Source organism: Virgibacillus pantothenticus (assembly GCF_018075365.1).
GTDB lineage: Bacteria > Bacillota > Bacilli > Bacillales > Amphibacillaceae > Virgibacillus > Virgibacillus pantothenticus.
The window spans coordinates 1,597,366-1,623,723 of the sequence record NZ_CP073011.1; the positions used below are offsets into that span (position 1 = coordinate 1,597,366).

At 36.7% G+C, this 26,358-nt stretch carries 27 protein-coding genes; 17 read left to right on the top strand and 10 right to left on the bottom strand.

Annotated features, from left to right (window positions below; translation table 11 throughout):
• Positions 1 to 7: 7 nt before the first annotated feature.
• Complete coding sequence (locus KBP50_RS07510; protein WP_050353145.1) at positions 8 to 343, top strand: hypothetical protein; 336 nt, start codon at positions 8 to 10, stop codon at positions 341 to 343.
• Positions 344 to 1,172: 829 nt separating this feature from the next.
• On the opposite strand, the gene sigK is transcribed toward KBP50_RS07510, so the two are convergent.
• Positions 1,173 to 1,877, bottom strand: coding sequence for an RNA polymerase sporulation sigma factor SigK (sigK, locus tag KBP50_RS07515; protein WP_072740894.1), 705 nt, complete (start codon positions 1,875 to 1,877; stop codon positions 1,173 to 1,175).
• 700 nt (positions 1,878 to 2,577) lie between these two features.
• Between sigK and murQ the strand changes: the two genes are divergently transcribed.
• From murQ to KBP50_RS07530, 3 genes are all read left to right on the top strand, one after another.
• Entirely contained in the window at positions 2,578 to 3,483 is a 906-nt protein-coding gene (gene murQ, locus KBP50_RS07520) for an N-acetylmuramic acid 6-phosphate etherase (protein ID WP_050353144.1), read from the top strand.
• On the top strand, positions 3,480 to 4,859 hold the full coding sequence (locus KBP50_RS07525) for a PTS transporter subunit EIIC (protein ID WP_050353143.1): 1,380 nt from the start codon (positions 3,480 to 3,482) through the stop codon (positions 4,857 to 4,859). The genes murQ and KBP50_RS07525 overlap by 4 nt, the downstream gene beginning before the upstream one ends.
• An 81-nt stretch (positions 4,860 to 4,940) precedes the next feature.
• Entirely contained in the window at positions 4,941 to 6,011 is a 1,071-nt protein-coding gene (locus tag KBP50_RS07530) for a DUF871 domain-containing protein (RefSeq protein WP_050353142.1), read from the top strand.
• Between the two features lie 115 nt (positions 6,012 to 6,126).
• Here the strand turns inward: KBP50_RS07530 and mnhG are convergent, their stop codons facing one another.
• The 7 genes from mnhG to KBP50_RS07565 form a co-directional block, all read right to left on the bottom strand.
• Complete coding sequence (gene mnhG / locus KBP50_RS07535) at positions 6,127 to 6,504, bottom strand: monovalent cation/H(+) antiporter subunit G (RefSeq protein WP_050353141.1); 378 nt, start codon at positions 6,502 to 6,504, stop codon at positions 6,127 to 6,129.
• Positions 6,485 to 6,796 carry a Na(+)/H(+) antiporter subunit F1 gene (locus KBP50_RS07540; protein WP_050353140.1) on the bottom strand — a complete coding sequence of 104 codons (312 nt, stop codon included), beginning with the start codon at positions 6,794 to 6,796 and terminating at the stop codon, positions 6,485 to 6,487. The genes mnhG and KBP50_RS07540 overlap by 20 nt, the downstream gene beginning before the upstream one ends.
• Positions 6,793 to 7,269: a Na+/H+ antiporter subunit E gene (locus KBP50_RS07545; RefSeq protein WP_050353139.1), complete on the bottom strand. Its 477-nt coding sequence runs from the start codon at positions 7,267 to 7,269 to the stop codon at positions 6,793 to 6,795. Before KBP50_RS07545 ends, KBP50_RS07540 begins: the two co-directional genes overlap by 4 nt.
• 6 nt (positions 7,270 to 7,275) lie before the next feature.
• Entirely contained in the window at positions 7,276 to 8,757 is a 1,482-nt protein-coding gene (locus tag KBP50_RS07550; protein ID WP_050353138.1) for a Na+/H+ antiporter subunit D, read from the bottom strand.
• Complete coding sequence (locus KBP50_RS07555) at positions 8,750 to 9,088, bottom strand: Na(+)/H(+) antiporter subunit C (protein WP_050353137.1); 339 nt, start codon at positions 9,086 to 9,088, stop codon at positions 8,750 to 8,752. The genes KBP50_RS07550 and KBP50_RS07555 overlap by 8 nt, the downstream gene beginning before the upstream one ends.
• 2 nt (positions 9,089 to 9,090) lie before the next feature.
• Positions 9,091 to 11,406: a Na+/H+ antiporter subunit A gene (locus tag KBP50_RS07560; protein ID WP_050353136.1), complete on the bottom strand. Its 2,316-nt coding sequence runs from the start codon at positions 11,404 to 11,406 to the stop codon at positions 9,091 to 9,093.
• Positions 11,407 to 11,831: 425 nt separating this feature from the next.
• Positions 11,832 to 11,978, bottom strand: coding sequence for a sporulation histidine kinase inhibitor Sda (locus KBP50_RS07565; protein WP_050353135.1), 147 nt, complete (start codon positions 11,976 to 11,978; stop codon positions 11,832 to 11,834).
• Positions 11,979 to 12,810: 832 nt separating this feature from the next.
• Here KBP50_RS07565 and KBP50_RS07570 point away from each other — a divergent pair.
• From KBP50_RS07570 to KBP50_RS07620, 11 genes are all read left to right on the top strand, one after another.
• Positions 12,811 to 13,329, top strand: coding sequence for a YqeG family HAD IIIA-type phosphatase (locus tag KBP50_RS07570; protein WP_050353134.1), 519 nt, complete (start codon positions 12,811 to 12,813; stop codon positions 13,327 to 13,329).
• 3 nt (positions 13,330 to 13,332) lie between these two features.
• Positions 13,333 to 14,439 (top strand): ribosome biogenesis GTPase YqeH, encoded by a 1,107-nt coding sequence (gene yqeH / locus KBP50_RS07575; protein WP_050353133.1) that lies wholly within the window; start codon positions 13,333 to 13,335, stop codon positions 14,437 to 14,439.
• Positions 14,440 to 14,451: 12 nt separating this feature from the next.
• Complete coding sequence (aroE, locus tag KBP50_RS07580; protein ID WP_050353132.1) at positions 14,452 to 15,291, top strand: shikimate dehydrogenase; 840 nt, start codon at positions 14,452 to 14,454, stop codon at positions 15,289 to 15,291.
• Position 15,292: 1 nt separating this feature from the next.
• A complete protein-coding gene (gene yhbY, locus KBP50_RS07585) occupies positions 15,293 to 15,583 on the top strand; it encodes a ribosome assembly RNA-binding protein YhbY (RefSeq protein ID WP_050353131.1) in 291 nt (96 codons plus the stop codon).
• Positions 15,584 to 15,594: 11 nt separating this feature from the next.
• Positions 15,595 to 16,161 (top strand): nicotinate-nucleotide adenylyltransferase, encoded by a 567-nt coding sequence (locus KBP50_RS07590; protein WP_050353130.1) that lies wholly within the window; start codon positions 15,595 to 15,597, stop codon positions 16,159 to 16,161.
• Positions 16,151 to 16,729, top strand: coding sequence for a bis(5'-nucleosyl)-tetraphosphatase (symmetrical) YqeK (gene yqeK / locus KBP50_RS07595; protein ID WP_050353129.1), 579 nt, complete (start codon positions 16,151 to 16,153; stop codon positions 16,727 to 16,729). Before KBP50_RS07590 ends, yqeK begins: the two co-directional genes overlap by 11 nt.
• Positions 16,729 to 17,085, top strand: a complete 357-nt coding sequence (gene rsfS / locus KBP50_RS07600; RefSeq protein WP_050353128.1) for a ribosome silencing factor — start codon at positions 16,729 to 16,731, stop codon at positions 17,083 to 17,085. Before yqeK ends, rsfS begins: the two co-directional genes overlap by 1 nt.
• Positions 17,086 to 17,087: 2 nt before the next feature.
• On the top strand, positions 17,088 to 17,837 hold the full coding sequence (locus KBP50_RS07605) for a class I SAM-dependent DNA methyltransferase (protein ID WP_050353127.1): 750 nt from the start codon (positions 17,088 to 17,090) through the stop codon (positions 17,835 to 17,837).
• A 133-nt stretch (positions 17,838 to 17,970) separates the two neighbouring features.
• The gene (locus KBP50_RS07610; protein ID WP_072740891.1) at positions 17,971 to 18,576 is read left to right on the top strand and encodes a helix-hairpin-helix domain-containing protein; all 606 of its coding nucleotides are present in this window, start codon (positions 17,971 to 17,973) and stop codon (positions 18,574 to 18,576) included.
• A gap of 191 nt (positions 18,577 to 18,767) precedes the next feature.
• Entirely contained in the window at positions 18,768 to 19,340 is a 573-nt protein-coding gene (locus KBP50_RS07615; protein WP_050353126.1) for a ComE operon protein 2, read from the top strand.
• Complete coding sequence (locus KBP50_RS07620; protein ID WP_139325353.1) at positions 19,337 to 21,616, top strand: DNA internalization-related competence protein ComEC/Rec2; 2,280 nt, start codon at positions 19,337 to 19,339, stop codon at positions 21,614 to 21,616. Before KBP50_RS07615 ends, KBP50_RS07620 begins: the two co-directional genes overlap by 4 nt.
• Before the next feature lie 756 nt (positions 21,617 to 22,372).
• On the opposite strand, the gene KBP50_RS07625 is transcribed toward KBP50_RS07620, so the two are convergent.
• A complete protein-coding gene (locus tag KBP50_RS07625) occupies positions 22,373 to 22,507 on the bottom strand; it encodes a YqzM family protein (RefSeq protein ID WP_072740890.1) in 135 nt (44 codons plus the stop codon).
• 348 nt (positions 22,508 to 22,855) lie between these two features.
• Between KBP50_RS07625 and holA the strand changes: the two genes are divergently transcribed.
• Positions 22,856 to 23,911 carry a DNA polymerase III subunit delta gene (gene holA, locus KBP50_RS07630; RefSeq protein WP_050353124.1) on the top strand — a complete coding sequence of 352 codons (1,056 nt, stop codon included), beginning with the start codon at positions 22,856 to 22,858 and terminating at the stop codon, positions 23,909 to 23,911.
• Positions 23,912 to 24,050: 139 nt separating this feature from the next.
• Here holA and rpsT read toward each other — a convergent pair whose 3' ends face one another.
• Positions 24,051 to 24,317: a 30S ribosomal protein S20 gene (rpsT, locus tag KBP50_RS07635; protein ID WP_050353123.1), complete on the bottom strand. Its 267-nt coding sequence runs from the start codon at positions 24,315 to 24,317 to the stop codon at positions 24,051 to 24,053.
• A 361-nt stretch (positions 24,318 to 24,678) separates the two neighbouring features.
• Between rpsT and gpr the strand changes: the two genes are divergently transcribed.
• Positions 24,679 to 25,785 (top strand): GPR endopeptidase, encoded by a 1,107-nt coding sequence (gene gpr, locus KBP50_RS07640; protein WP_050353122.1) that lies wholly within the window; start codon positions 24,679 to 24,681, stop codon positions 25,783 to 25,785.
• Positions 25,786 to 26,358 lie beyond the last annotated feature (573 nt).

The following is a 26,358-nucleotide window of genomic DNA, read 5'->3' on the forward strand; positions in this document are numbered from 1 at the left end:
AAATAATATGAGATATTCATATGAATTTAAAAAAGATCCATTTGGTATCACAAGAATAATACTACCGGAAAAAATAAGTGTTTTCTCGGATGTTTTGGAGGATATTTCAACAAAAGAAGAAGTGGATGAGTATATTGGATACGTTAAGAAGGTTTTAGAAGGAGAATATGAAGACTTTGAAATCATGTTGAACGCTACAAGTGTAAATATAAAGAAAAATGTAACAATAGCTGAGCACCATTATCGGATTGATGAACCCTTTGAGAGTACAATAGAAACTGAGGAATTTTTAGATTTGATGTTAATATGGAAAGAGAGAATAGCAGAGATACTCGAAGATTGATAATATTATAAGATTTAGTAACCTAAGCACTTGATTGCATATTAGGCGACAAGTGCTTTGTTGCATGTAATATGATTTGTTTGACGAAAAAGATAACTCATGATGGCTGTGCCATAATGGAGTACCTTGTTGTAATCGTAGGTTATCACGATCAGTGATTAGAGGAAGTAGTGATTTAAAAAAGAAAAACAAAAAAAAGATATTTATAAGGTTAAGCAAAATGATAGTGAAAGTGCACTTAAAGATTATCAACAGAACAGATTGAATGTATTTTGAATCAGTGATATGTATGATAATCTGGCTGGTTTTTATAGATACAATGGAGAGAAGGTTACCGGTAGGTTTTATTCCAATTGGAGGACCCAGCAGGCAATGCTATATGCTTAGGAACTATGGAACCATTGTTTGAAGTAGGTAGTGGATAAGTTTAAGTTTTTGACAGAGCTGTGATTTTAGCTTTAGTAACATAGTAATAATATACCAAAAATCCCCTTAATTCGTTTACATCGTAAAAAAACGAAATAAGCTATAATATAAATTTGGATATTAAACGGATCGGCAAAATGGAATAGAGTTGTAGCATAAAAATAAACCTACGTCTGGAGTTACACGCCAAAACAATCACGAGAAATGACAGCATTACGAAAAAGTAATTGGTGGTGATAATCAACCATCTGGAAAATCTGACCCGTGTGGTAACTTAATTTATTAGTATTTATTATTTTGGATCTATGTCAAATTGTGTGGAACCCCAACATTTAGGATAGAGCCATTATTTTTATTCCAAATGAAAAAGGAGCTAAACAGCAACCTAAGCTCCTTTTTCTTTTTACTTTCTATGTTCTTTTCTGTAATATTCATGAAATACTTTCATTAAAGCTCGTTTTTCAATTCGGGAAACGTAACTTCTTGATATGTTTAATTTTTTGGCAATTTCTCGTTGTGTTAATTCTTTTTCATCGTTTAAGCCATACCGATAAACAATTACTTCACGCTCGCGCTTATCTAAAATCGCAAAGTAATCTTCCATCTTTTCGATCTCCATATTTAACTGAATAAATTCAATTATATTTTGGTTTTCTGCTTCTAAAATATCAATCAGGCTAATCTCATTTCCTTCTTTATCTTGACCAATTGGATCGTGAAGCGAAACATCCTTTTTAACTTTCTTTAATGCACGTAAATGCATTAATATTTCATTCTCTATACATCGAGCTGCATAAGTAGCAAGTTTTGTTCCTTTTCCAGAGGAATAGCTTTCAACGCCTTTAATTAAGCCGATGGTTCCAATGGAAATAAGGTCTTCGGCATCTTCACCAGTATTTTCAAATTTCTTAACAATATGTGCCACGAGCCGGAGATTATGTTCAATTAATTTATTGCGTGCTGTCTCGCTTCCGTCCTGCATTTGTTGGATATATTTTTTTTCTTCATCGGGTGGTAAAGGCTGGGGAAAAGCGTGATTTTTTACATAAGATACAAAGAACATCGCTTCTTTAATAAGTAAAGCGAGTGCACTTAAAATGCCGGACAAATTTATCTCCTCCTTGATGTACACAATGGTTAATAGCCCATACGTTAATTCTATGTGTATCAAAGGAATAAAGTGTCTGTCCGACGTTAATTCTGTTAAATTCATATGATTGCTTTTAGATAAACTCGCCTTAATTAACATTGTTATTGCTAATGACAGTTAAATAATGCAAGAACTATTTCAAAAATCTAATCCTATATATTTATCATCTTATGAGTTTGAAAAACCAATTCATTTCCTTAGTAAGATGATGATAAAACAGGAGTATATTGCATAAAATAAGAAGAGTGTTGCTATGGCAGAAGAGCTGCTTAGAAGGATACAACAAGGAAATGTTCATTTCCATTAATAGAGAAAAGTTACTCCATATATGGAGCTACCTTGAAATTATTCTAATATAACCACCAAAGAGTTAGTAAAACGCAGAAGAGGTTGAGGCAATAGACAAACTCTCGACATCGTCTTGTAATATCGATTTGGGAAAAGGGATGCATGTTAGTAGTATTACAACATCTCGGATAGTTTAGTTAATTATTGTAGACAGCCTGTAGAGTTTATACCGTAGTTAATAAGCAAGCAATTAGTAATAAAATTATGAAATAATTCCAGAATTCGAAATTTGATTTCATATTATTATGTTTTTTATTGTCATTATATTTCATTAAGTGATACAATAAGAACAGAAGGAAGGGACAAATATATGTTGGAAAAACTAACTACTGAATCCAGAAATGAAAACACTTACAATATCGATGCAATGTCCATTAAGGATGTTGTAACAATCATGAATCAAGAAGATAAGAAAATTGCTAACGTCATAGAAACGCAACTTTCAGTAATAGAAAAAACGATTTATCTCGTTATTGATTCTTTTCAAAAAGGTGGAAGATTAGTATATATTGGTGCTGGTACTAGCGGGAGACTAGGTGTCCTAGATGCTGTAGAGTGTGTGCCCACTTTTGGTGTGTCACCAGAAATGGTTCAAGGAATTATTGCGGGTGGTGATAAAGCCTTTTTACAAGCAGTTGAAGGAGTAGAAGATGATGCTCTGCAAGGTGAAAAAGATTTACAGAAGATGGACATCACAGAAGCGGATACGGTGATTGGAATTGCGGCTAGTGGGAGAACGCCTTATGTTATAGGGGCTTTAAAATATGCAAATAAAATAAAAGCACATACGGTTAGTATTGCTTGTAACAAGGGGGCGATCATGAACAAATATGCAAATGTTGCAATTGAATTGGAAACAGGTCCAGAGGTGCTTACCGGTTCCACAAGGTTAAAAGCTGGATCTGCACAAAAGATGGTATTAAATATGATTTCTACAGCTGCAATGATTGGAATCGGGAAAGTCTACCAAAACCTAATGGTCGATTTAAAAGCAACGAATAAAAAATTGGTAGACAGATCAAATCGCATTATTATGGATGCGACAGGGGTTAGTACAGATATAGCAGAAGATTATTTACAGCGCTCAAATAATAATGTAAAAATTGCAATTGTAATGATTTTATTACAATGCTCCTATGACGAAGCACATAAAAGGATTCTCCAGGCGGATGGTTTTGTTAGAAAAGCGCTAAATAAAGAGGAGGATGCGGAATGAAAAAGGAAGCGAAAATGGCGCAGGATATTTTTAGCTTCATAGGCGGAGCAGAGAATATTCAACAAATAAGTCACTGTATGACTCGATTGAGACTTAAGCTCAAAGACGATAGTAAAGCAGATTTGGATGCTCTAAAAAATGTAAGCGGTGTCATGGGGGTCGTCGTTGATGAAACTCTACAAGTTGTGATTGGACCGGGAACAGTTAATCGTGTTGCTGAGCAATTAAGTCAAATAACAGGATTAGGAATCGGAGAAGAACAGGGACCGGATAAAGATCATTTAACGTTTGAAGAAAGAGCAGCGCTTGAAAAACAACAAATAAAGCAAAAAAATAAAACGCCGTTCAAAAATTTTCTACGTCGCTTAGGAAACATCTTTATACCATTAATCCCTGGCTTGGTTGCCTCAGGGATTATCAATGGAGGAGCCAACTTCGCCAAAAACGCAGGTGCTGATCCTGAAACAACCTTAATGCAAATTTTACTTCTCTTCGGAGGCGCTATCTTTACCTATTTAGCAGTGCTTGTTGGTTGGAATACGGCAAAGGAATTTGGTGGCACACCTGTATTAGGTGCGATCGCCGGAATGTTTTTGTTTAATCCGTTGCTTGAGAATATTACGATTTATGGTGAGGCGTTAGTTTCAGGTCGTGGAGGGTTATTTGGAGTAATTTTTGCAGCCTGGTTAATGAGCTTTTTAGAAAAACGAGTTCGAAAAATAATCCCAGCAGCAGTGGATATCATTTTTACTCCATTGATTACCGTTTTAATTTTAGGTTTCGCTTCTTTATATGCAATCATGCCAGTAGCTGGTGTCATATCTGATGGTATAACAGAAGGGTTAACCACACTAATTGACATGGGTGGATTTATTGCTGGGGCAGTTTTAGCTGGCTTCTTCCTTCCATTAGTTATGGTTGGATTGCACCATGGATTAACTCCTATTCATTTAGAACTCATAAATACTTTTGACAATACAGCTCTACTTACCATACTAGCTATGGCTGGAGCTGGGCAAGTTGGAGCTGCAATTGCCATTTATGTAAAAACAAAAAATAAACGCTTACAAAATATTATTAAAGGTGGTTTACCAGTAGGGTTTTTAGGCATTGGCGAACCGCTGCTTTATGGAGTGACTTTACCTTTAGGACGACCATTTATTACAGCCTGTCTAGGGGCAGCAATGGGAGGTGGTTTTCAAGCAATAATGCAAACAGCGGCTAAAGGTATCGGTGTCTCCGGTTTATCACTAATTCCACTTATTGATGATGGAAAATATATAATGTACTTTTTAGGTTTGGTTATATCTTATGCTGGTGGATTTATCTTGACGTATCTGTTTGGTTTTAATGAAAGTATGGCTAAAGATATATAAATAGTCTACAGGTCTTTTACCAAGGGAAATGGTGCTACCAATTTCCCTTGGTGAGCAGCAAAACGAAAAAGGGTGGTATTCATGCTAGGTATCTCCGTATACATTGGAATGCAAAATTTAGAAGAACAAGTAGCTTATTTAAAGAAAATGAAAGCAAACGGTTTTCATTCTATTTTTACATCCCTACATATCCCCGAAGATGATCCGACTAAATATAAAAATCAACTGCAAGCATTAGCGAAGCTGGCAAGAGAATTGAACATGGAGCTTGTGGCCGATATCTCTCCAACTTCTCTATCTGCTTTGGGATTTGATTGGGAAACAGCTTCCGAGTTATTAAATTGGGGGTTAACGGGCTTACGTGTAGACTACGGTATTGATGAAGATATCATTGTACGTTTATCGAAACAAATGAAAATTGCATTAAATGCTAGTACACTAACTCCTGCTTTTTTAGATAATTTAATATTAAAAGGATTGGACATTTCTTCGGTTGAAGCGTGGCATAATTATTACCCACGTCCAGAAACTGGTTTAGGATGGGGAGATTTTATCAATCAAAATAAGTTGTTAAAAGAAGCTGGGTTGTCCATCATGGCGTTTATTCCTGGCGATGATGAATTAAGAGGGCCACTTTACGAAACACTTCCGACATTAGAAGCACACCGATCCGTTTCCCCCTTTGTCGCATATTTGGATCTTGTCAACAAAGGTATGGTGGATAAAATTCTAATAGGGGATAGCGGGGTTAGTTCGAAGGTATTAGAGCAGTTTTCTGCTTATCAAAGAAATGAAATTCTTCTCCATGCTGTACCGGGTACAGAAGTATCGCAAACAGAGTTAAACCTAGTTAAGGGGACTCATACTAATCGGGTTGATCGTGCACGTGATTGTATCCGTTCGGTTGAATCCAGACATTACGCTTCCGTGGGAGCATTACAAATCCCCGCTGCAAACTGTAGAGAACGACCAGCAGGCTCGATTACGATTGATAATCAGCGCTATAAGCGATATCAAGGAGAAATACAAATAACAACTAGAGATTTACCGAAAGATAAGCGTGTAAATGTGATTGGAAGAGTAGTTCCTGAGGAGTTAATGTTATTAAGGTGGATAGTGGGTGGGCAAAAGTTTACAATTCAATGGGTTTAGTGTTGTAATAGATTAAAACTCTTTTTCCAACGCCAACATATTTATACAAGAAAAAAGCAATGTTGTCCTTTTAAAGGTAGCATTGCTTTTTTCTAAACTTTAAATCAATGTTACATTATTGATTTTTTTTCTTATATACTTTTACAGCATGTTCATATTCATCATTACGGTTTTTTAAATACGGTTTTACCCCAGATGTATGTGCAGCTCTACCCATCATGTGAGCACCGACTGGAGCAGTTAACATGATAAATACAATTGCTAATAGTAACTTCCCACTAACAATAGAATGCTCTAAGTACAAATACGTAAAAGCTCCAATAAGGATAAAAGCAATCCCTAACGTAGAAGCTTTTGTCGCAGCATGTAATTTTGTATATACATCTGGAAAACGAACAACGCCAATAGACGCAGACAGTATAAAGAATGTACCTGCTAAAACAAATAACGCAACTAAAAGATTTAAAACAATGTTAATCCACGTCTCTATCAATGATAACACCCTTTTCTAGGTATTTTGCAATTGCAAGCGTTGAGAGAAATGCAAGAATTCCAATGAGCAAAATGACGTCATTTAGTTTTGTAGTTACCAAATAGATAGACATAAGACCTGCAAGCCCCATTAAATTAATGCCAATTGCATCAAGTGCAACAGCTCGTTCAGGTTGCGTAGGACCTGTAATGACTCGGTATAGCAAGAGAGCTAGTGATAGTGCTATGCCAATAAATGAGATCATGAGAGTTATCTGTAATATATTGTCAGTTGCTGTTAATATATTCGTCATCTTGTCACCTCCATGATCGCTTTTTCAAACGTATTTTTAATAGACTGAATGGACTCATCGCTATCATTAATATCCATTGCATGAATGAACAATTTTGTATTATCACGAGAGACAGCAACGGATAATGTTCCTGGAGTCAAGGTAATTAAATTTGCAAGCAACGTAATTTCCCAGTTACTCTTAAGTTCAGTTGGTAACGTAAATATACCTGGTTCAAAATCGGGTTTTGGTGTGTAAACGAGCTTGACAATTTCAATATTAGAAGAAATCAGCTCTTTAATAAATAGTAAAATTAAACTTATAATTTTTATAACCCGTCGTAAATAAAACGTGTCAGGTATAAACCGGCGTAATAGAAATAAAAGCAGTATACCCAATATATATCCAGCAATGAAGCTTGAAACAGAATAGGACTCTCCTAAGAACATCCACATAAAGGCGATAATTAAGTTAATTACGATCTGAAAAGCCATTATTCATTACTCCTTTAGCACAGAATCGATATAGATTTCCGGATCAAGTAAATAAGCTGCTATAGACTCGATACTCGGATAAAATAATTCTGCTCCTACTCCTAGCAAAACAGCTAGAGCTAATAGGGCCGCAACTGGTGTCAACAAGCCTTTGATCGGCTTCTTTTCTATGTTCCCCATTGTTTCTTTATCGCCCCAGAAGCCGTTTATAAATATTTTAACAATAGAATAAAGGATGAGCAGACTGGTTAATAAGCCAATAATAACGATGGCTATTTCCCCTTGCTCAAAAGCTCCCTTAAGCAATAACAACTTGCCTATAAATCCACTGAAGGGAGGGAGTCCAGCTAAAACTGCAGCTGATAAAAACAACAGCCACCCTAATGATGGGTAGTAATGAATAAGCCCGCCCATTTTGCGTAAATCAGAGGTTCCGGCCACATAAGAGATAATTCCGACTAATAAAAACAGCGCTGTTTTAATAATCATATCGTTAACAAGATAATAAATAGAACCACTAATTCCAGATTCATTCAAAACACCAATTCCTAATAGTATAAATCCAATGGCTGGAATGATGTTATAAGCGATGATCAGTTTAATATTTGACGTAGACAATGCCCCAATTACTCCGAATATCATCGATAAGCCTGCTATCCAGATAAACATTTCATGGGTTAAATCTGTTCGGTGGACAAATATGAGTGAAAATACTCGTAAAATAGAGTAAATCCCTACTTTAGTCAATAGAGCACCGAACAAAGCAGAAATAACAGGGTTAGGGACGATATATGACTTCGGTAACCAGTAGTAGAGCGGAAATAATGCTGCCTTTGTCGCAAAAACAAAGAACAGTAAAATCCCAATCGTTGTAATAATACCCTGCTGTTCCACTTCTTGAACCCGCTCAGCAATTTGCGCCATATTGACGGTACCAACAACTGCATATAAAAAGGCAACGGTCGTAACAAACAGCATGGATGAAAATAGATTAATTAACAAGTATTTAAGTGATTCTCTTAACTGAACCTTTCCGCCTCCTAATACAATTAGCCCATAGGAAGCCATTAGTAGTACCTCAAAGAATACAAACAGGTTAAACAAATCACCTGTTATAAATGCACCGGAAACGCCCGTGATAAGGAAAAAGAAAAATGGATAGAAGTAAAAACGTTCCCTTTTTTCTAAACCAGCGTGTGGTGCATAAAAGGCACATGCAGTTGTAATAACATTTGTTGTTAACACTAATATTGCAGCTAAGCCATCCATGACTAAAACGATCCCGTAAGGAGCAATCCAGTCTCCTGTTTCCAAGATAACGGAACCATGTTCAAGTACATACCAGGTGATGTATCCCGCTGTTCCCAAGCTAATAATGGAAAACAGCTTCGCCAACGCTCTGGAGATGTGAACACTCTTATTGAAAAAAATAAGAACGATAGCTGCTATTAATGGGATGATGATTGGCAGTATTGCTAAATTACTCATTTTCGTTACCCCTCAATTGTTCCATATTGTCCGTTCCATTTTCTTGTGTGGATCTGTAAGCTAATACTAAGAGTAAACTGGTTACACCAAAACTAATCACAATAGACGTCAGAATTAAAGCCTGAGGCAATGGATCAGTATAGCTTTCGATTCCGTCAATCAAGATAGGTGGCTGACCAGTTTTTAATCTTCCCATTGTAAAAATGAGAATGTGAGCACCATGTGAAAGTAATGCAGTACCTATAACAATTCGTAGCAATTGTTTTTGCAGCATATTGTAAATTGCAGTAGCAAACAATATACCTGCTAATATAGACGTTATTATTTCCATGTTTACTCTGCCTCCTTATTCTTTCTGTATTTAATGAGGCCAACAATGGCTAAAGCTGCAATACCTAAAACAGAGATTTCGAACAATGTATCTAAGCCACGGAAATCAACTAAAATAACGTTAACGATATTGTCTCCGCCACCCAGTTTTTTTGAATTTTCTACAAAATAATCCGCTATCGATTCAAACCACCTACTACTATGTGCCGAGATTGCTACCAAAGTAACTAAAGCACCGAATCCAATAGAGATGGTAGCGTTCATGATTTTGGTTTTAGCTGAATCCGTCGATTTACGCAATTTGGGTAAATGGTAAAAACAGAGTAAGAAAAGTGCGACAGTGATTGTTTCAATAACCAATTGAGTTAAAGCAATGTCTGGAGCACGGTAGATAACGAATAGAATAGCTACTCCGAAACCAACAACCCCAACTACTAAAATGGCTGCCACATTATGGTTCATGTAAATAGTAGCAATTGCTGCAACAATCATAATGAGAACCACTGCAACTTCTATAAATGAAACCTCAGCAAGTTGGTCTGTATTAAATGCAAATCCGTTTGTTAGGTACATAAATAGCAATGAAACAATAAGCGTTGTTCCAAGAATTAAAGACATATATGTTTTTAACGAACCAGTCATGTAGTAGTTTGTAATTCGATTTGCGACATTGCCAATTTTATTTACGATCGCATCGTAAACATGATTAAAGCTTACCTTACCAGGCAAGACTTGATAAACTGGCTGCCATTTTTTTCGCGTTAAAAACAATACTGTTCCAAATCCAACGACCGCTAAAGACATTTTGAATGGTGTAATAAACCCATGCCAGAAAGTAATTTCTTTATACACTACAGTACTGTTAATCGCAGTAGCTGCATGTTGTAAAAAGGAGGCGTTGACGATATTTGGGAACAGCCCAAAAATAACGACTCCAACCACTAAAATCATTGGAGATATGAGCATTCCAATCGGGGCTTCATGTGGTTTTTTCGGCAGTTGATCGAACTGTTTCTTGCCAGTAAAAGTACCGAAAAATAGGTACATGGAATAAACAAATGTAAAAATACTTCCGAGTACAGCTAAATATGGGATTGCTTGACTCCAAAAGTCAGAGCCTAACCCTAGTGTTGAACCGAAAAACAGTTCTTTACTGTAGTAGCCATTAAGAAATGGAAATGGAACTCCAGCCATGGAAAAGGTTCCGAAAATGGCCAATGTAGCAGTAATTGGCATTAATGTAGCTAGTCCACCAAGCTTACGAATGTCTCGTGTACCTGTCTCGTGATCGACGATACCAGCTACCATGAACAAGCTACCCTTGAAAGTAGCATGGTTTAAAATGTGAAAGACAGCTGCAAAGACAGCGGCTTTTGTGCCGAAGCCTAGCATTGCCATAATCATCCCAAGCTGACTAATGGTAGAAAAAGCTAAAATAGCCTTTAAGTCTGTTTGTCTTACTGACATATAAGCTCCCCAACATAATGTTACAATACCAAACACGCTTACGACGATAAAGAAACCTTCATATCCTGAAAAAATTGGCGAAAAGCGTGCTACAAGGAAGAGTCCAGCCTTTACCATCGTAGCAGAATGCAGGTAGGCACTGACAGGTGTTGGAGCTTCCATTGCGTCCGGTAACCAAATATGAAATGGAAATTGAGCAGATTTTGTAAACGCACCTAGTAAAATAAAGCCTAATATGAGAGGTAAATAAGTGCTGTTTAAGATAAGATCTACTTGACCAATCATTTGTTGTATGCTCGTTGTACCTGTGACTACATATAATAAGATAAAGCCACCTAACATGCTAAGTCCGCCAAATACAGTAATGAGCATTGATTTTAAAGCGCCATAGCGTGAGCGCTCTTTAAAATGCCAATAACCTATTAATAAGAATGAAGATATGGATGTTAATTCCCAAAAAGTATATAGTACAAAAATATTATCCGATAGCACCACACCAAGCATCGCGCTCATAAACATGAGCAAATAAACATAAAAATGTCCAAGACGCTCCGATTTGCTAAGATAATAGATGGAGTAGAGTACTACCAATGAACCAATTCCGCTAATTAACAACACAAATAACAAACTTAAACCATCCAAGTACAAGTCAAAGTTAATTCCTAAGGATGGGATCCAACTATATTGTTCCCTAATTGGCGTAAAATCGTTACCAATAAAAGAAACGAAGTATAGAAAAATCAAAAAAGGTATAAAAAAAACAAAGATCCCTGTATGTAGTTTTTCTTTCAATTTACTTAATGCAGGAATAAAACATGCAATAAGCAGTGGAATGAGTACTGCGAATATCATTTGATTGGAATTCCTCCTTCACCAACTGAAACGGTTTACTATTATAATGTTTTTTATTACGTGAATCTAGACAGGATTTAAAGCACCTACGACTGTTGATGTAGATGTCCCGTCCATGGTAGGATAAATAATCATTTGTTGTTATTTTTATGCGTGATTTATTATTTCATAGCAATGAATTAAGAGAACGGTTCATTGTGGTACAATATCCTTCGGGGAAAACAACTTCTTCTTAGGGTCAACAAATGGTATTAGCCAAAAAGAAAATTTATATCTGCAACCAGCTTTCACACAAAAGTATGTGAAGCTTTATCCAAGAAATATTTTAACACAATACATGGCCAATAAAAATAAAAAACCCTTAAATATCATAAATTCGTAAAGGGTTTTTGAGTTTCTTCATATTTAATATAATGGGTGATTCATCAACCTGATTTTGTATCTTTTATTTTATGTGACAATTGTCTTCTATGAATTTCTTCTTCAATTAAGGAGAGAAAATCAGGGCTTAAATTTAATTCATTTGCTGTAATGTATGATTCGAGTAATAATTCGTCGGACAAATGTTCCATAAATACAGCCCCCCTAAAAGTGGAAATCTTCTGTAATAAAGTTACTAATAATTTACCATGAACCTAGGAGTAGGACAAGGCGAAAGTTATCTACAGTGCACTGTAGATAACTTGTGTACAAGTGAAATAAAAGTGCTATAAACTCGGTTAAATCAACTCGAAAAATGTTAATAAAGTTATCCACAACGCAAAAAATGAAACTATTTGTCGAACGATTTATGTAATAATACTAGGTAAATCTACATAGTTCTCCTAGACTAAAATCATTGATGCAGAAAATTGCTGATAGGTGACTTAAAATGTGTCGAATCAGCATAGTAACTTATTGCTCGCTTTGAACTAATAGACTTATTCGTAAAGGAACAAAAAGTGGATGAATATGACAAATTTAAACGAGTTAACCAAATTGCTTTCCTTATTTCGTGGATTCGTAGGGATGAATAAAATTTTCTTTATTAATATAGAAAGTTGGTATAGGATTAGGTTATAATTGTATTCTTGTATTGACAGGTTAAAAGGAGAATCATGCAAAAGAGGCGTTTTCCCATACTGTGTAAGCGGAAAAGGTTATGTAGGAGTATAAAGCAACTTATTGTGAGATGTGGTACGATTTACGCTTTTAGGTATCTTTTTATCCCGTATATAAGCTCCCCTTTGGATATTTTTACAGTAACAAGTCTAAGTGGGAGATAACAGCACCTAAATGCCCTACTTCATAAAGAGGCCTTTAGGTCATACCATTACGGTACTAACAAGCTGTGGGGATGAATGAATCCCCGCTGATGGAAGATTCACTTTATACTATTGAACAAAAGAATAATGAGGTGGAAGTGTGTTAAAGAGATTTTTGCCAAACGAGCACGTAAAAAGTATATTTGAAATACATCCTGAGGCATTGAGGGAAAAAGGCATAAAAGGTATTATTACCGATTTGGATAATACATTGGTTGCCTGGGATGTAAAGGAAGCTACTTCGGAAGTAGTGCAATGGTTCAAATCAATGAAGGAGCATGGCATCAAAGTAACCATAATATCAAACAATAATAGAGAGCGAGTAAGTGTGTTTTCAGAACCATTAGATACACCGTTTGTATTCAGTGCACGTAAACCGCTGAGCAAAGCATTTAAAACAACTGCAAAAAAAATGAATTTAAAAAAAGAAGAAATTGTTGTGATTGGTGACCAAATTTTAACCGATGTGCTTGGTGGTAATACGGCAGGATTTTATACTATTTTGGTCGTGCCAATCGTAGAGACGGATGAAAAGATAACCAAGATCAACCGTAAAATTGAACGGCGCATACTTGCTTATATGCGAAAAAAAGGAAAAATAAACTGGGAGGAAAAATAAACGATGGAAACGGAAACTATAGATTGTCAGGGCTGTGGAGTACGTATTCAAACAACAGCCAAAGATCAGCCAGGGTACACACCTGTTTCTTCTCTGCAAAAGGAAGTTGTTCTATGTCAAAGATGCTTTCGTTTAAAGCATTATAACGAAATTCAAGATGTATCAATAACGGACGACGACTTCTTGAAGATGGTAAGTTCCATTAGAGACACGTCCGGCTTGGTTGTCCATATCGTGGATATTTTTGATGTAGATGGCAGTTTAATCCATGGGTTGCCACGATTAGTTGGAGAAAAATCTATTTTATTAGTTGGAAATAAAATGGACTTGCTTCCTAAGTCTGTTAATACAAGGAAGTTATTGCAATGGTTACGGTCGCAAGCAAAACAAGCGGGAATAAAAGTAACAGATGCTTGCTTGATCTCTTCAGCAAAAGGACATGGCATTGCTGAGCTTTCGGAGAAAATAGAACAATATAGACAAGGAGATAATGTCTATATTGTAGGAACAACCAATGTCGGAAAGTCAACGTTTATCAATCGATTAATTAAACAATCTACCGGATTTAGTGAAGTAATTACAACTTCTTACTTTCCTGGTACGACACTTGGTTTTATCGAGATCCCCCTAGATGATAGATCAGCTCTAATTGATACACCTGGAATTGTTAATAAACAGCAGATGGCACACTATATTAGTGGTGAAGATTTGAAGCTCATCACACCAAATAAAGAGATAAAGCCAAGGATTTATCAGCTGAATGATGGACAAACCCTGTTTTTTGGTGGGTTAGCGCGGCTGGATTTTATAAAGGGTGATAAGCAGTCGTTTGTTTGCTATTTTTCCAATCAATTACCGATACATCGTACAAAGCTGGAAAAAGCGGACGATTTATTTGCAAATCACTGCGGAGAATTATTAACACCACCGACTGAAGCGTCCATAGATCAAATACCGCCTATGATCTCAGATACATTTCGCATCAAAGAAGGTAAGTATGACATCGTTTTTCCAGGTTTAGGATGGGTTAGTATTTTAGGTGAAGGGGCTACAGTAGCTGCAAATCGTCCAAAAGGTGTTGCTGTTTCTATTCGTCAATCATTCAATTAGGAGGAATATTTAGTGCTATTTCGTCTTGGTTTAATCGGATATCCTATTGCTCACTCCCTATCGCCATGGATCCATGAAAGATTTATGGAAACGACGGGTATGGATGGGAGTTATCGCATTTATGAAATGAATCCGGAACGTTCTTTTGATACAATTATGGAACAACTCCAATCGCTTGAGTTGCATGGTTTTAATGTAACGGTTCCTTATAAAGAGAAAATTATCCCTTATTTGGATGAAGTTGATGCGGGTGCTGCTAAGATTGGAGCTGTTAATACAGTTGTAAATAAAAATAATAAATGGATAGGATACAATACAGATGGCATTGGCTATGTTCGTGCATTACAGTCGAAGTTTCCTGCATTATTTCATGAAGCGGGTTGTAGCGCACTAATCCTTGGTGCAGGTGGAGCAGCCAGAGGAATCTTTACAGCCCTTGAAGAGGCTGGATTTAAGCGAATTGATTTAGCTAATCGTACGAAAGAGCATGCCATGGCGATTTGTCAGCATCGTGAACATGATTCACAAGTGCTTTCTTTTGCGACAGCTGAGAATTGCTTGGGTGATTATGATATTGTCATCCAGACAACTTCTGTCGGAATGAAACCAAATGTAAACCGATCTATTTTTACAAAGGCTGATTTTTCACCTATCCCTATTTATAGTGATATCATTTATCAGCCCATTAAGACAAAATTTTTACAGCTAGCAGAACAAAGTGGTGCGCAAGTTCATTATGGGCATACGATGTTACTTTACCAAGCCCAATACGCTTTTGAGATATGGACAGGGCATAAACCCGATATTGGCCAAATGGTTGAAGAATTAGAACAGATGTTGAAAGGAAGATAACATGTTAACAGGAAAACAAAAACGATTTTTACGAGCAAAGGCAAACCAATTGAAGCCTATTTTTCAAGTAGGGAAAATAGGTGTTAACGAAAATATGAACGAACAAATCGCAGATGCTCTAGAAAAGCGAGAACTATTGAAGGTGAGCATTTTACAAAATTGTTTAGAGGATAAAACAGTAGTTGCGGAGCAATTAGCAGAAGGAACAGGTGCGGAAGTTGTCCAAATAATAGGGAATAATATTGTCCTTTATAAGGAATCCAAAGATAATAAGCACATCGTTCTACCATAAAGGATGAGTTTATGAAACGAATAGGAATATTAGGTGGTACATTTGACCCGCCTCATATTGGTCATTTAATTATTGCTGAAGAAGTACGCCTTGCTTTAGATTTAGCTGAAGTTTGGTTTATCCCTTCTTATACCCCACCTCATAAGGATAACGCAAAGACGGGTCCAGAACAGCGGTTAAAGATGGTTCGTCTAGCAACGAAAAGTAATCCTTATTTTAAAGTTGATACGATTGAGATAGAACGAAGCGGGAAGTCTTATACGATTGATACCATCGAGGAGCTTAAGAGACGCCATCCTGATAATGAATTTTATTTTATAATTGGTGCAGATATGGTGGAATACTTACCGCGTTGGTATCGGATTGAGGAACTGACAGAACTTGTGACATTCGTTGGCGTCAAACGTTCTAATTATCAATTGGAAAGTCGATATTCGATTTTAATCGTTGACATTCCTTTGATTGAAGTTTCGTCAACATTGTTACGAGAACGGTGTATGAACGGTGTTTCTGTCCATTATTGGTTACCCGCTCCTGTTTATCAATATATGAAGGAGCATCGGTTATATGAACATTGAATTTGCTATGGAAAAAGTAAAACCACAACTGACAAAAGAACGTTATGCTCACTCCATACGAGTTGCTGAAACGGCAAAAAAGTTAGCTCATCGGTTTGGAGAAGATGTTTCTAGGGCTGAGTTAGCAGGTGTATTGCATGATTATGCTAAATATCGTTCTAAAGAAGAGCTGGCACGTTGGATTAAAACCTCATCCGTATTACCGAAAGATCTGCTCCATTACCATCATGAGCTTTGGCATGGTCCGGTAGGTGCACTCCTAATCGAAAGCGAACTAGGACTTAAGGATAAAGAAATTCATGGGGCAATTCGCTACCACACTACCGGAAAGGCAAACATGAGCAAGTTAGAGATGATTATCTTCTTAGCAGATTACATTGAACCTGGGAGGAAATTCCCCGGAGTGGATGAAGTAAGAAAAATAGCAGAGAATGATTTGCATAAAGCTTGTTGGATGGCTTTGGCGAACACGATTCGTTTTTTAATTGGTAAACAAGCAACTGTCTATCCAGATACACTTTATGCGTATAATGATTTAACGAGATTGGGTTATGGAGGTAGTGTGTAATGAAAAATGAACAAATAGTACAATTAGCAGCAGATGCATGTGACGATAAACGTGCAGAAAATATTATTGCCCTAGAAATGAATGGAGTTTCTTTAGTTGCAGATTATTTTTTAATTTGTCATGGCAGTAATGAGCGACAAGTGCAAGCGATTGCTAGAGGCATTAAGGATAAAATGGAAGAACACGATATTCCTGTCCATCGATTAGAAGGATTTGAACAAGCAAGATGGATTCTTGTGGATGTTGGTGATGTAGTTTGTCATGTTTTTCACAAAGAGGAAAGAAGCTACTACAATTTAGAACGCCTTTGGGGAGATGCTGCAACTTATCCGATTGAAATAGGACAGGATCAGTAAATATGGCCTATGAACGATTGGCGGATATTTATGACCGCCTAATGAGAAACGCACCATATGATAAGTGGTTGCACTATACAGAACAAATTTTGCAAACAAGAAATATTCAATATATTGCAGACTTAGGTTGTGGAACAGGTGAGATTACATTACGTTTGGCTCAATTATATCCCCATGTAATTGGCGTTGATTATGCCACGGATATGTTAGCTAACGCCGAACACAAAAGTAGAGCTACAAGTGGATCTATTCAGTGGATTTGTCAAGACTTAAGAGCGTTAAAAGGTATTACGGGTCTTGACGCAGCTGTTAGTTTTTGTGATGTAATCAATTATATAACCACAGAGGAGGAGTTGCTTCGTACATTTCAGAACATTTATGACGCACTTAACTCGAAAGGCGTTTTTTTATTTGATGTGCATGCATTGCCGTTTGTAACGGATCATTATGTACACGAAACCTTTGCTGATGTTACAGAAGATGCGAGTTACATATGGTTTTGTCTGCCTGGTGATCATACAGGTGAAATGTTCCATGAGCTTACATTTTTTTCAAAAAATGATGTGGGCGATTACGTTCGATTTGACGAAGTTCATCATCAACGCACTTTTTCTGTTGATTTTTATAAAAAATTATTACTGCAAGCAGGCTTTCAAAATATAAATATGTACGGGGATTTTTCGATAAAAGTCAATAGTGTAACTAAAAACACAGCCAGGATTTTCTTTTCTGCTGAAAAAGGCGATAGATAATGCTTTTTTTAATCGAAAAGGAGTTTTCACACTTCTTGTGGAAGTAACCATATAGGGAGCAGTTAATCGACTCTAAGCTAAGAACTGCTCCGGTTATAAGAAAATATGGGTTCGGAAAAAGGAGTTGAATCCCTTGTACACAAGTAAAATTAAACGTATATTGTTCATCATTGCGATCCCTATCGCTATTCTTGTGGTTTTATTATTGACAAGTGAGAAGGATGATCACGGAACAAATGCTAAAGTGGTTGTAAAAGATGAGCCGCTAGATCCTACTGATCCCACATCTGATCAGGAAGAAGAAACTTCTGCAACTCAATCAATATATGTTGATATTAAGGGAGAAGTGAAACGTCCTGGGGTGTATGAGATGGAATCAGAAGCACGTGTCGTTGATGCTATTGAAATAGCAGGCGGGTTCACGACTAATGCGGATCAATCTCAGGTGAATTTGGCGCAAAAAGTTCAGGATGAGATGGTTATTGAAGTAATAGCAGCTGGAGAGAATGGACCATCGATTGTTAATGAACAAAGTGGTGGAATGGTAAAAGTCAAAATCAATCAAGCTACTGCGGAAGAGATTGAGGCTTTAAACGGTATTGGTCCTGCAAAAGCAGAAGCAATCGTTCAATATCGAGAAGAACATGGTCTATTCCAACAACTGGAAGATTTGTTGAATGTTTCTGGTATTGGCGAAAAAACATTGGAAGCGCTAGAGGATGACATTCAAGTACCTTGAGTGACTCTGGATACGGCTGGTTATGTTCTAATAGGGATGTTTTCATCGTTTAGCTTTTTCGATATGGTTGAGTCTAATTTGACTATTAGTGTAAATAGCGATGCTCCAGAGAATAGTTTTTTATTCTTAATGCATACTCCATCTAAAAGTAGCAAGAAACTTAGATAAATGAGTTTGAAAGGGGAGTACGAATGGAACGTATTTCATGGGATCAATATTTTATGGCGCAAAGTCATTTGTTAGCTTTACGTAGTACATGTACTAGATTAATGGTCGGTGCTACGATTGTACGAGATAAACGTATTATTGCCGGTGGATATAATGGAAGTGTTTCTGGAAGTGTGCATTGTATCGATGATGGTTGTTATGTAATTGATGGTCACTGTGTTCGTACGATTCACGCTGAAGCAAATGCACTATTACAGTGTGCTAAATTCGGTGTCCCTACAGAAGGGGCAGATATTTATGTGACTCATTTTCCTTGCTTGCAATGCTGTAAGCAATTAATTCAAGCAGGTATTCGAACCGTCTATTATGCTGAGGATTATCATAATCATCCGTACGCGATTTCTTTATTTGCTGAAGTTGGCGTAGAAACTAAGAAGGTCGAACTTGATTATGTTATGGTTGATACCAACTATGCTGAGAAACATCGATTTATGAAAGAGCTTGTTCAAAGAATGGATCAAAAACCTCTCGATCCTGATGAATTAATAAATTTAAAAGAAGAAGCGGTACGTTTATTTCAATTAGATGAAAGGTGAATAGTGTGAATGGTAATTGGCATTTTGTCGCATGTGCTGCTTTTACAAGTATGCTGGCAATATTAACCTCATTCAGCACATTGCTTTTTGGAGTGTTTCTTATATGGATTAGTTATTTATTTTACATCAAGCGGATAGCTACCCTTCCATTGGTGCTATCCTTTTTATTCCTTCTCTTTTTCTACTTTTATCTCCCACATCTTTCTAGCAACAACCAGCTGGATCCGCTTAAGCATCCAATAACTGTTTCAGGACCCATTGTCAGTCCAGTTGAAAAAACTACTTCTCGGCTTTCTTTTGTTATCCAAGACGAACAGATAAATGAAAAAATTGCAGTTGCGTATTTTCCGGATCAGGAAGGCAAATACGATGAGTCTATACGCTATGGTTCTACTTGTTCATTCACGACAGAAATTAGCGCCCCTGACACTGCAACGAACCCCGGGCAATTTGATTATCGCAGATATCTTTTAACGAAAGAAATCAAGTATGAAGCTGTTTTATCCGATTTGCAATTATTGAAATGTGTAAAGAATCGAGGAATATTGCAAAGCCTCGATCAAATTAGACATTCTGTTTTGGACTATACGGATAAACGGTTAAGTAAAGAAACCTCTTCATGGGTGCGCGCGCTGGTTTTCGGAGATGATTCATCCGTAAACAAAGAAACAGTCGAATTGTTTCAACGGTGGGGAATGAGTCATTTACTCGCTATCTCAGGTTTGCATGTCGGTATTATTACAGGTTTATTATACTTTGTACTTATTAAGTTAAATTTACTCACCAAGGAATGGACCGAATGGGCAATTCTTATCTTTCTCCCTATATATGCTGTTTTAGCTGGCGGAGAACCTTCTGTGTGGCGAGCTAGCTTAATGGCATGTATCTTGATCATTCTTCATAAAACAGGCTGGAAATGGAATGTCACAGATGTTTTAAGTCTCGTATTTTTATTCTTGCTCGCTACTGATAAATTTATCATGTATCAAGTTGGTTTTCAGCTTTCGTTTGCAGTAACGTTTGCGTTACTTTTATCCAAAAGAATCCTTTTTCAGACGAAAAATCGCTTGTTTCAAGTGTTATACATTAGTTTTATTGCACAAATAGCGATTTTGCCAATCCAATTTTATTACTTTTCGTTATTTCAACCAGCATCCATTGTAGTTAATTTAATAATGGTGCCTTATTATTCCGCTTTTTTTATTCCAGCCATGTTTTTATTACTTCTCTTTACCCCTCTGCCATGGGTTTCTCTACTGGATAATTGGTTTATGAATATTCATCATGTAGCAATGCAAGTTGTTCATTGGTTTGATGAACATATGCATTTTCCATTAGTTAGCGGCCCGTTACCTTGGTTTGTTGTCCTATTGTATTACGTCCTGTTTATCCTTTTTATGCAATGGTGGGAAAAAGAAAAGCTGCGACATGCTTTTTATTGTGGATGTCTCATTGTACTCCTGCTAATTGGTAATGGCTTACGTCCGTATTTTTCTCCAGTTGGTACTGTTACCATGTTAGATATTGGGCAAGGTGACGCTTTTGTAATTGAATTACCTTATCGTAAAGGAGTTATCCTTATCGACGCTGGAGCAACATTTTCATTTACAGATTATGCTCCATCAAGGCGTATGTATGAGCAAGTTATAAAGCCGTATTTATTTTCGCGCGGAATCCAGCAATTAGATGCGGTCATTTTAACACATGAAGATATGGATCATATTGGAAGTGTTCCGTATTTACTTCAAGAGTTTGCAGTAAATACTATTATTGTTAGTCCGTTTTTTGATACCGCAAAGCTTGAATTTAACCGTGTTCCGGAGGATGTTAACTTGATCACAGCAAAGGGGAATTCAGAAATGAACGTTGGTGGTCATTTGTTTCAAATTCTTGCTCCGATACAAGATAACCACGACTCCAATCAAAACTCCATGGTGCTGTATACAAATTTAGGAGGAAAAAATTGGCTGTTTACAGGCGACATAACGAAAGAGGAAGAAAAAGATGTGATTAGAAAGTATCCAAACTTGAGCATAGACGTGTTGAAAGTGGCTCACCATGGAAGTGATACGTCAACGGATGAAGCTCTCCTGCAAGAGCTTTCACCTAAAATCGCATTAATACCTGTGGGGAGAGATAATCGGTACGGGCATCCTGCTGATGATGTGGTACAAAGACTAGAAGACAAAGAGATGACTATCTTACGAACGGATCAACATGGAGCTGTTCAATATCATTTTCAAGACAAGGCAGGGATATTTACAATTATAAAATGATAAAGACATATTCAAATTATGTAATATATGTGCTATGGGAGTTTCTACTAAAAGCCCCGTGTAACATTTCAGCTGATGTCTTAATGCTTGAAGCAGTGTGTTGTTCGGATTGGAAATCCATAACTATCCAAACAATATAGTAAAACTGCCGTGAACGAAACAGCGTTTAAAAACATATACTTTATTAGATGTGTAAAACTGTACCATTTTTGGTTTTGGATGGTTGCAAAAGGTAAAAATATCTCTGGTGAAAATAACATTTACATGATGAGCAATGATACGCCAAGAACAAAGGCGCGGGGTGCCCGTTTAGCAACGTAGTGAATGGAACGAATCAACTAAAGATAAAGTGAACCTTCCATCAGCAGGGTTTTCTTCATCTCCGCTGATGGTTAGTTGAACGAATCGGGGATTTAGGTGCTGTTACCTCCCGCTTCGACTTGTTTAGCTCACATCTTCCATTCTTGAAGTGGGAGTCTACAACGCCTTTTTACGGGATAAAGGAATCATGCCACTAAAACAGGGGTATGCCGGCAAGCCCGTTTTTAGTCGGCCTTCCTCTTAGTGACGAACCGATGATGACTTATCGTAGGGCGCATTTCTATAGGCGGAATCGTTGCTGGGCTCATGAGCCAGACGTGACTAGTCGGTTATTTCGTTAACCACAAGCACATCATTTTATCGTTTCCTATACAATAAAAAAAGAGACTGAAAACAGTCTCTCTTTATGTACGCTACTTATTCATGCCTGTTTTATTAAGATCCCAGCACACTAATGGTTACCCCAATTGCAAAAATTAGCAAAAAGAAAACAAACGAAAATGTAAAGCCTTTAATGTTATCGACGACGTCATTTGTTTTTGATTGAATATCCTTTTCAAATTCGTTCATGTTAACCCCTCCCATATCACCAATAGTATAAGCGAACTTATTAAAAAAATCCAGTGTGCCTTTATTGTAACATATAAACGTTTTCATACCAAAACTAGAAAGACTTAACATCGATAATTTCGAACAGAAAGGAAATGATAGAAATAAAACAAATATCGTTTAGTGCATGGTTCCTAGGGCCTTTCACTAAGCGTTTATATAGATTAGAGAGGGATTGTTCTTTTCTTACCCAGATTTTCCCTCTCTCTGATTTTTTATTTTGCGGTCGAAGCTCATATTTTTTTACCTTGCCATTCTCTTCAATACACTTTACCATAAATAAGACAGGCTTAAATATGGAGTGATATGATGGATTATATAGAGGTAGTCAAACAGCTAAATAAAAAGCAAGTAGCACCTATATATTTAGTTTATGGAAATGAATCCTTTTTTATACAACAGCTAAAGAATAAAATAGAGCAAGTAACTATTGATGGCAACAAAGATAACTTGAATGTATACGATTTAGAGGAAACACCTATTGAAGATGTGATTGCAGATGTTGAAACATTTCCTTTTTTTGGAGATCGCAAATTAATCATTGCTAATAATGCTTCATTTCTAAAAGCAAAACCGGAAAAAAATGCTGTTGACCATCAGTTAGAAGTATTGGAAAATTATCTAACTAATCCGGTAGATTATTCCATTTTATTAGTGGTTGCCCCTTATGAAAAATTAGATGAGCGGAAGAAAATAACGAAACAATTAAAAAAACATGCAATTGTAGCAGATTGCAGGGAAGTTAAAGAATATGAACTAAGGAAATGGATGGAGCAACTCACTGAGCAATTGAAAATTCACGTAACGGATGAAGTTTACGATATGCTTGAATCTGAAATTTCGACGAATCTTCACCTTTTAGAAAGTGAATTACATAAATTTTCCTTATACGTTGGTGAAAATGGACAGGTGACAAAAGAAATTGCAGACAACTTAATGTCCCGTACTGCCACAAGCTCTTCCCTTCGATTAGCAGATGCTGTTATGAATCGCAATTTGCATCAAGCAATCGAAATCTTTAGGGATTTAGAAAAGCAGAAAGAAGAACCGATCGCTTTAGTTGGTCTACTTGCGTTTCAATTTCGTACGTTGTTAAGAGTGAAGCTATTGAAACAAAAAGGCTATACGCAGGGGCAAATGGTAAAACAACTTGGTGCCCACCCATATGTTATTAAATTAGCTTTAAAACGAGAAGGGCAATTTTCAGTAGAGACCTTGCAATATTTCATGAATCAGCTTACCGAAGCAGATAGTGTGATGAAGCAGGGAGGCATGGAAAAGGATTTGGCTTTTGAAATGCTGTTGTATCAATTAGTGCAAGGAAACAATGCTGTACGCCCCATAAAGGAACAGAAGTATATTTAAAATGGTTTTAATAAACGCTCGAGGGGTTTACTTTAAATAAACAAAGAAGTGTAGGCGCTGCTTGAGAGTAGTATTCTAATAACATAAATATCATGTTAATTTATGGAAGTAAAAAAACGATCCTTAATGGATCGTTTTTTTATGCGCCAAGCTGGTTGATTTTGTTAGCTAGACGGGATTTTTGGCGATTTCCAAAATTCTGATGGACCACGCCTTTTTGAACAGCTTTATCAATTGCTTTTTTAGCAACATTATAAGCGATGCTCGCATTTTCTTTGTCCTTTGCTTCAATTAGCTTTTCAACATGTTTGATTTGTGAACGCATGGTTGATTTTTGTGTAATATTATTAGAACGTTTCTTTCTATTTGTATCAACACGTTTAATTGCAGATTTAATATTTGCCATTGACTTCACCTCCTAAAACTAACACCATCATCGATTGTATCTCGGTTTATGATCCAAAACAAATCGTTATGAGACCCCAATTTTTTTGTCTATCGACAAAGGTCATTTTACCAAAGGAAGCATGTGTTTTCAAGTAGCTGCAACATACTTAAGTGAACTTTTATTTTTTAATAGAGTGAAAGGGATAATTTAGACACTAATCTATACCTTATTTTTTAAGGGCTGGAAGGAAGACAGCCTACACAAAAAATATACAAAATTGCTTATTATCGATTGCTTTACCTAAATGATGATTTACTCCATGTATGAGTTAAGTTACATTGTTCAAACTAAAAATAAAATGGATAAAGGGTGATAACCAATGGAGCAACAAAATGACCAATTCGTTCCTTACCAGGTGAGGACAGATCTTGCGGTTGAAGCTAAAGATATGTATGTAGAGAAGCAAGATCAATCGGAACAATCAATAAAAGGTGTGACTATTAAAGAAAAAGAGAAGGATGGCATTAAAATTTCCTACGTAGATATCGATCAAACAGGTGCTAAGCTACTACAAAAAAAAGCGGGAACATATATTACGATTTATGCAGATGGCGTAAAACGCCAAGATACAGATAGACAGTATTTGGCAGCCCAAGTATTAGCAAAAGAGTTAGAGGAATTATTAGCTGCTAATCAAATCCCTAAGGATGCAAAAGGATTAATTGTTGGTCTTGGTAACTGGAATGTAACCCCTGATGCGCTCGGACCAATGACGGTAGAGAAGGTGTTAGTAACAAGCCATCTATTTCGATTAGAGCATGAAACAGTTGCAAATGGATATCGCTCAACAGCAGCAGTAACGCCAGGCGTTATGGGGGTAACGGGAATTGAAACAAGTAATATTATTTTTGGGATTGTAGAGAAGTTCGAGCCTGATTTTGTTATTTGTATTGATGCACTTGCTTCACGCTCCATTGAAAGAGTGAACGAAACGATTCAATTGTCTGATACAGGTATACACCCTGGATCTGGAGTTGGGAATAAGCGTAAAGAAATTAGCCAAGAAACATTAGGAATACCAGTTATTGCAATCGGTGTTCCTACCGTTGTTGACGCTGTAACGATTGCCAGCGATACAATCGATTTTATCTTAAAACATTTTGGCAGGGAGTGGCGGGAAAAAGATGCGCCATCAAAAGCTTTAACTCCCGCTGGTCTTTCATTTGGTGATCGAAGTTTAAGTGAAGAAGATATGCCAGATAAGGAAAAACGTGAAACTTTTCTTGGAATCGTAGGCGGGTTGGAGGATGAAGAAAAAAGGAAGCTAATTACAGAAGTGCTAACACCTCTTGGACATAATTTAATGGTAACACCAAAAGAAGTGGATGCATTTATGAAGGATATGGCTACGGTTCTAGCTAACGGAGTAAATGCAGCACTTCATGAAAAGGTCGACGTGGATAACTTTAGCGCTTATAGCAGATAAGCGGCGAATAATGTGGAAAAGAGGCTGGACATAACTAAAACAGCTGATTAAAAAACGAACAATAAATCGCCAATTGTGTATACGCAAATTTTAGCGTAGTCAAAATATGTAGACTCCTGCGGGAACAGAGCGAGCTGAAGATCCCCGCAGGAAAGTGGTTTTTTCTTTCCGCGGAAGCTGAGGAGACCTGCGGAAAGCGAAGTATTTTGACATAGTGGTGATAGAAATATTTTAATGCAAATAAGCCGAACAATTATAAAAAGATTGTTCGGCTTTAGCTATATAGTATTTGCTTTTGTCCCAGCCTCTTTTCTTATAGGGTTTCACCATTGCAGCTTGCACTCTATCATTTCAGGGATAAAAATTCTAACATATAACATTATTGGTTCTAGCTTTTGAATCTAAAACATAGAGTAAACTAGAAGCGTTAATAGTTTACAGAGGATACTTAAAAAGCCTAGTAAAAATCGTAGTACCTTAAACGGAGTATAAAGGTCTACGTTTCATTATGGCATACCTTAAATTAATGAAAGCCTAGCTTAGTTTCATAGGCATACTATCGTGGGCATTCTG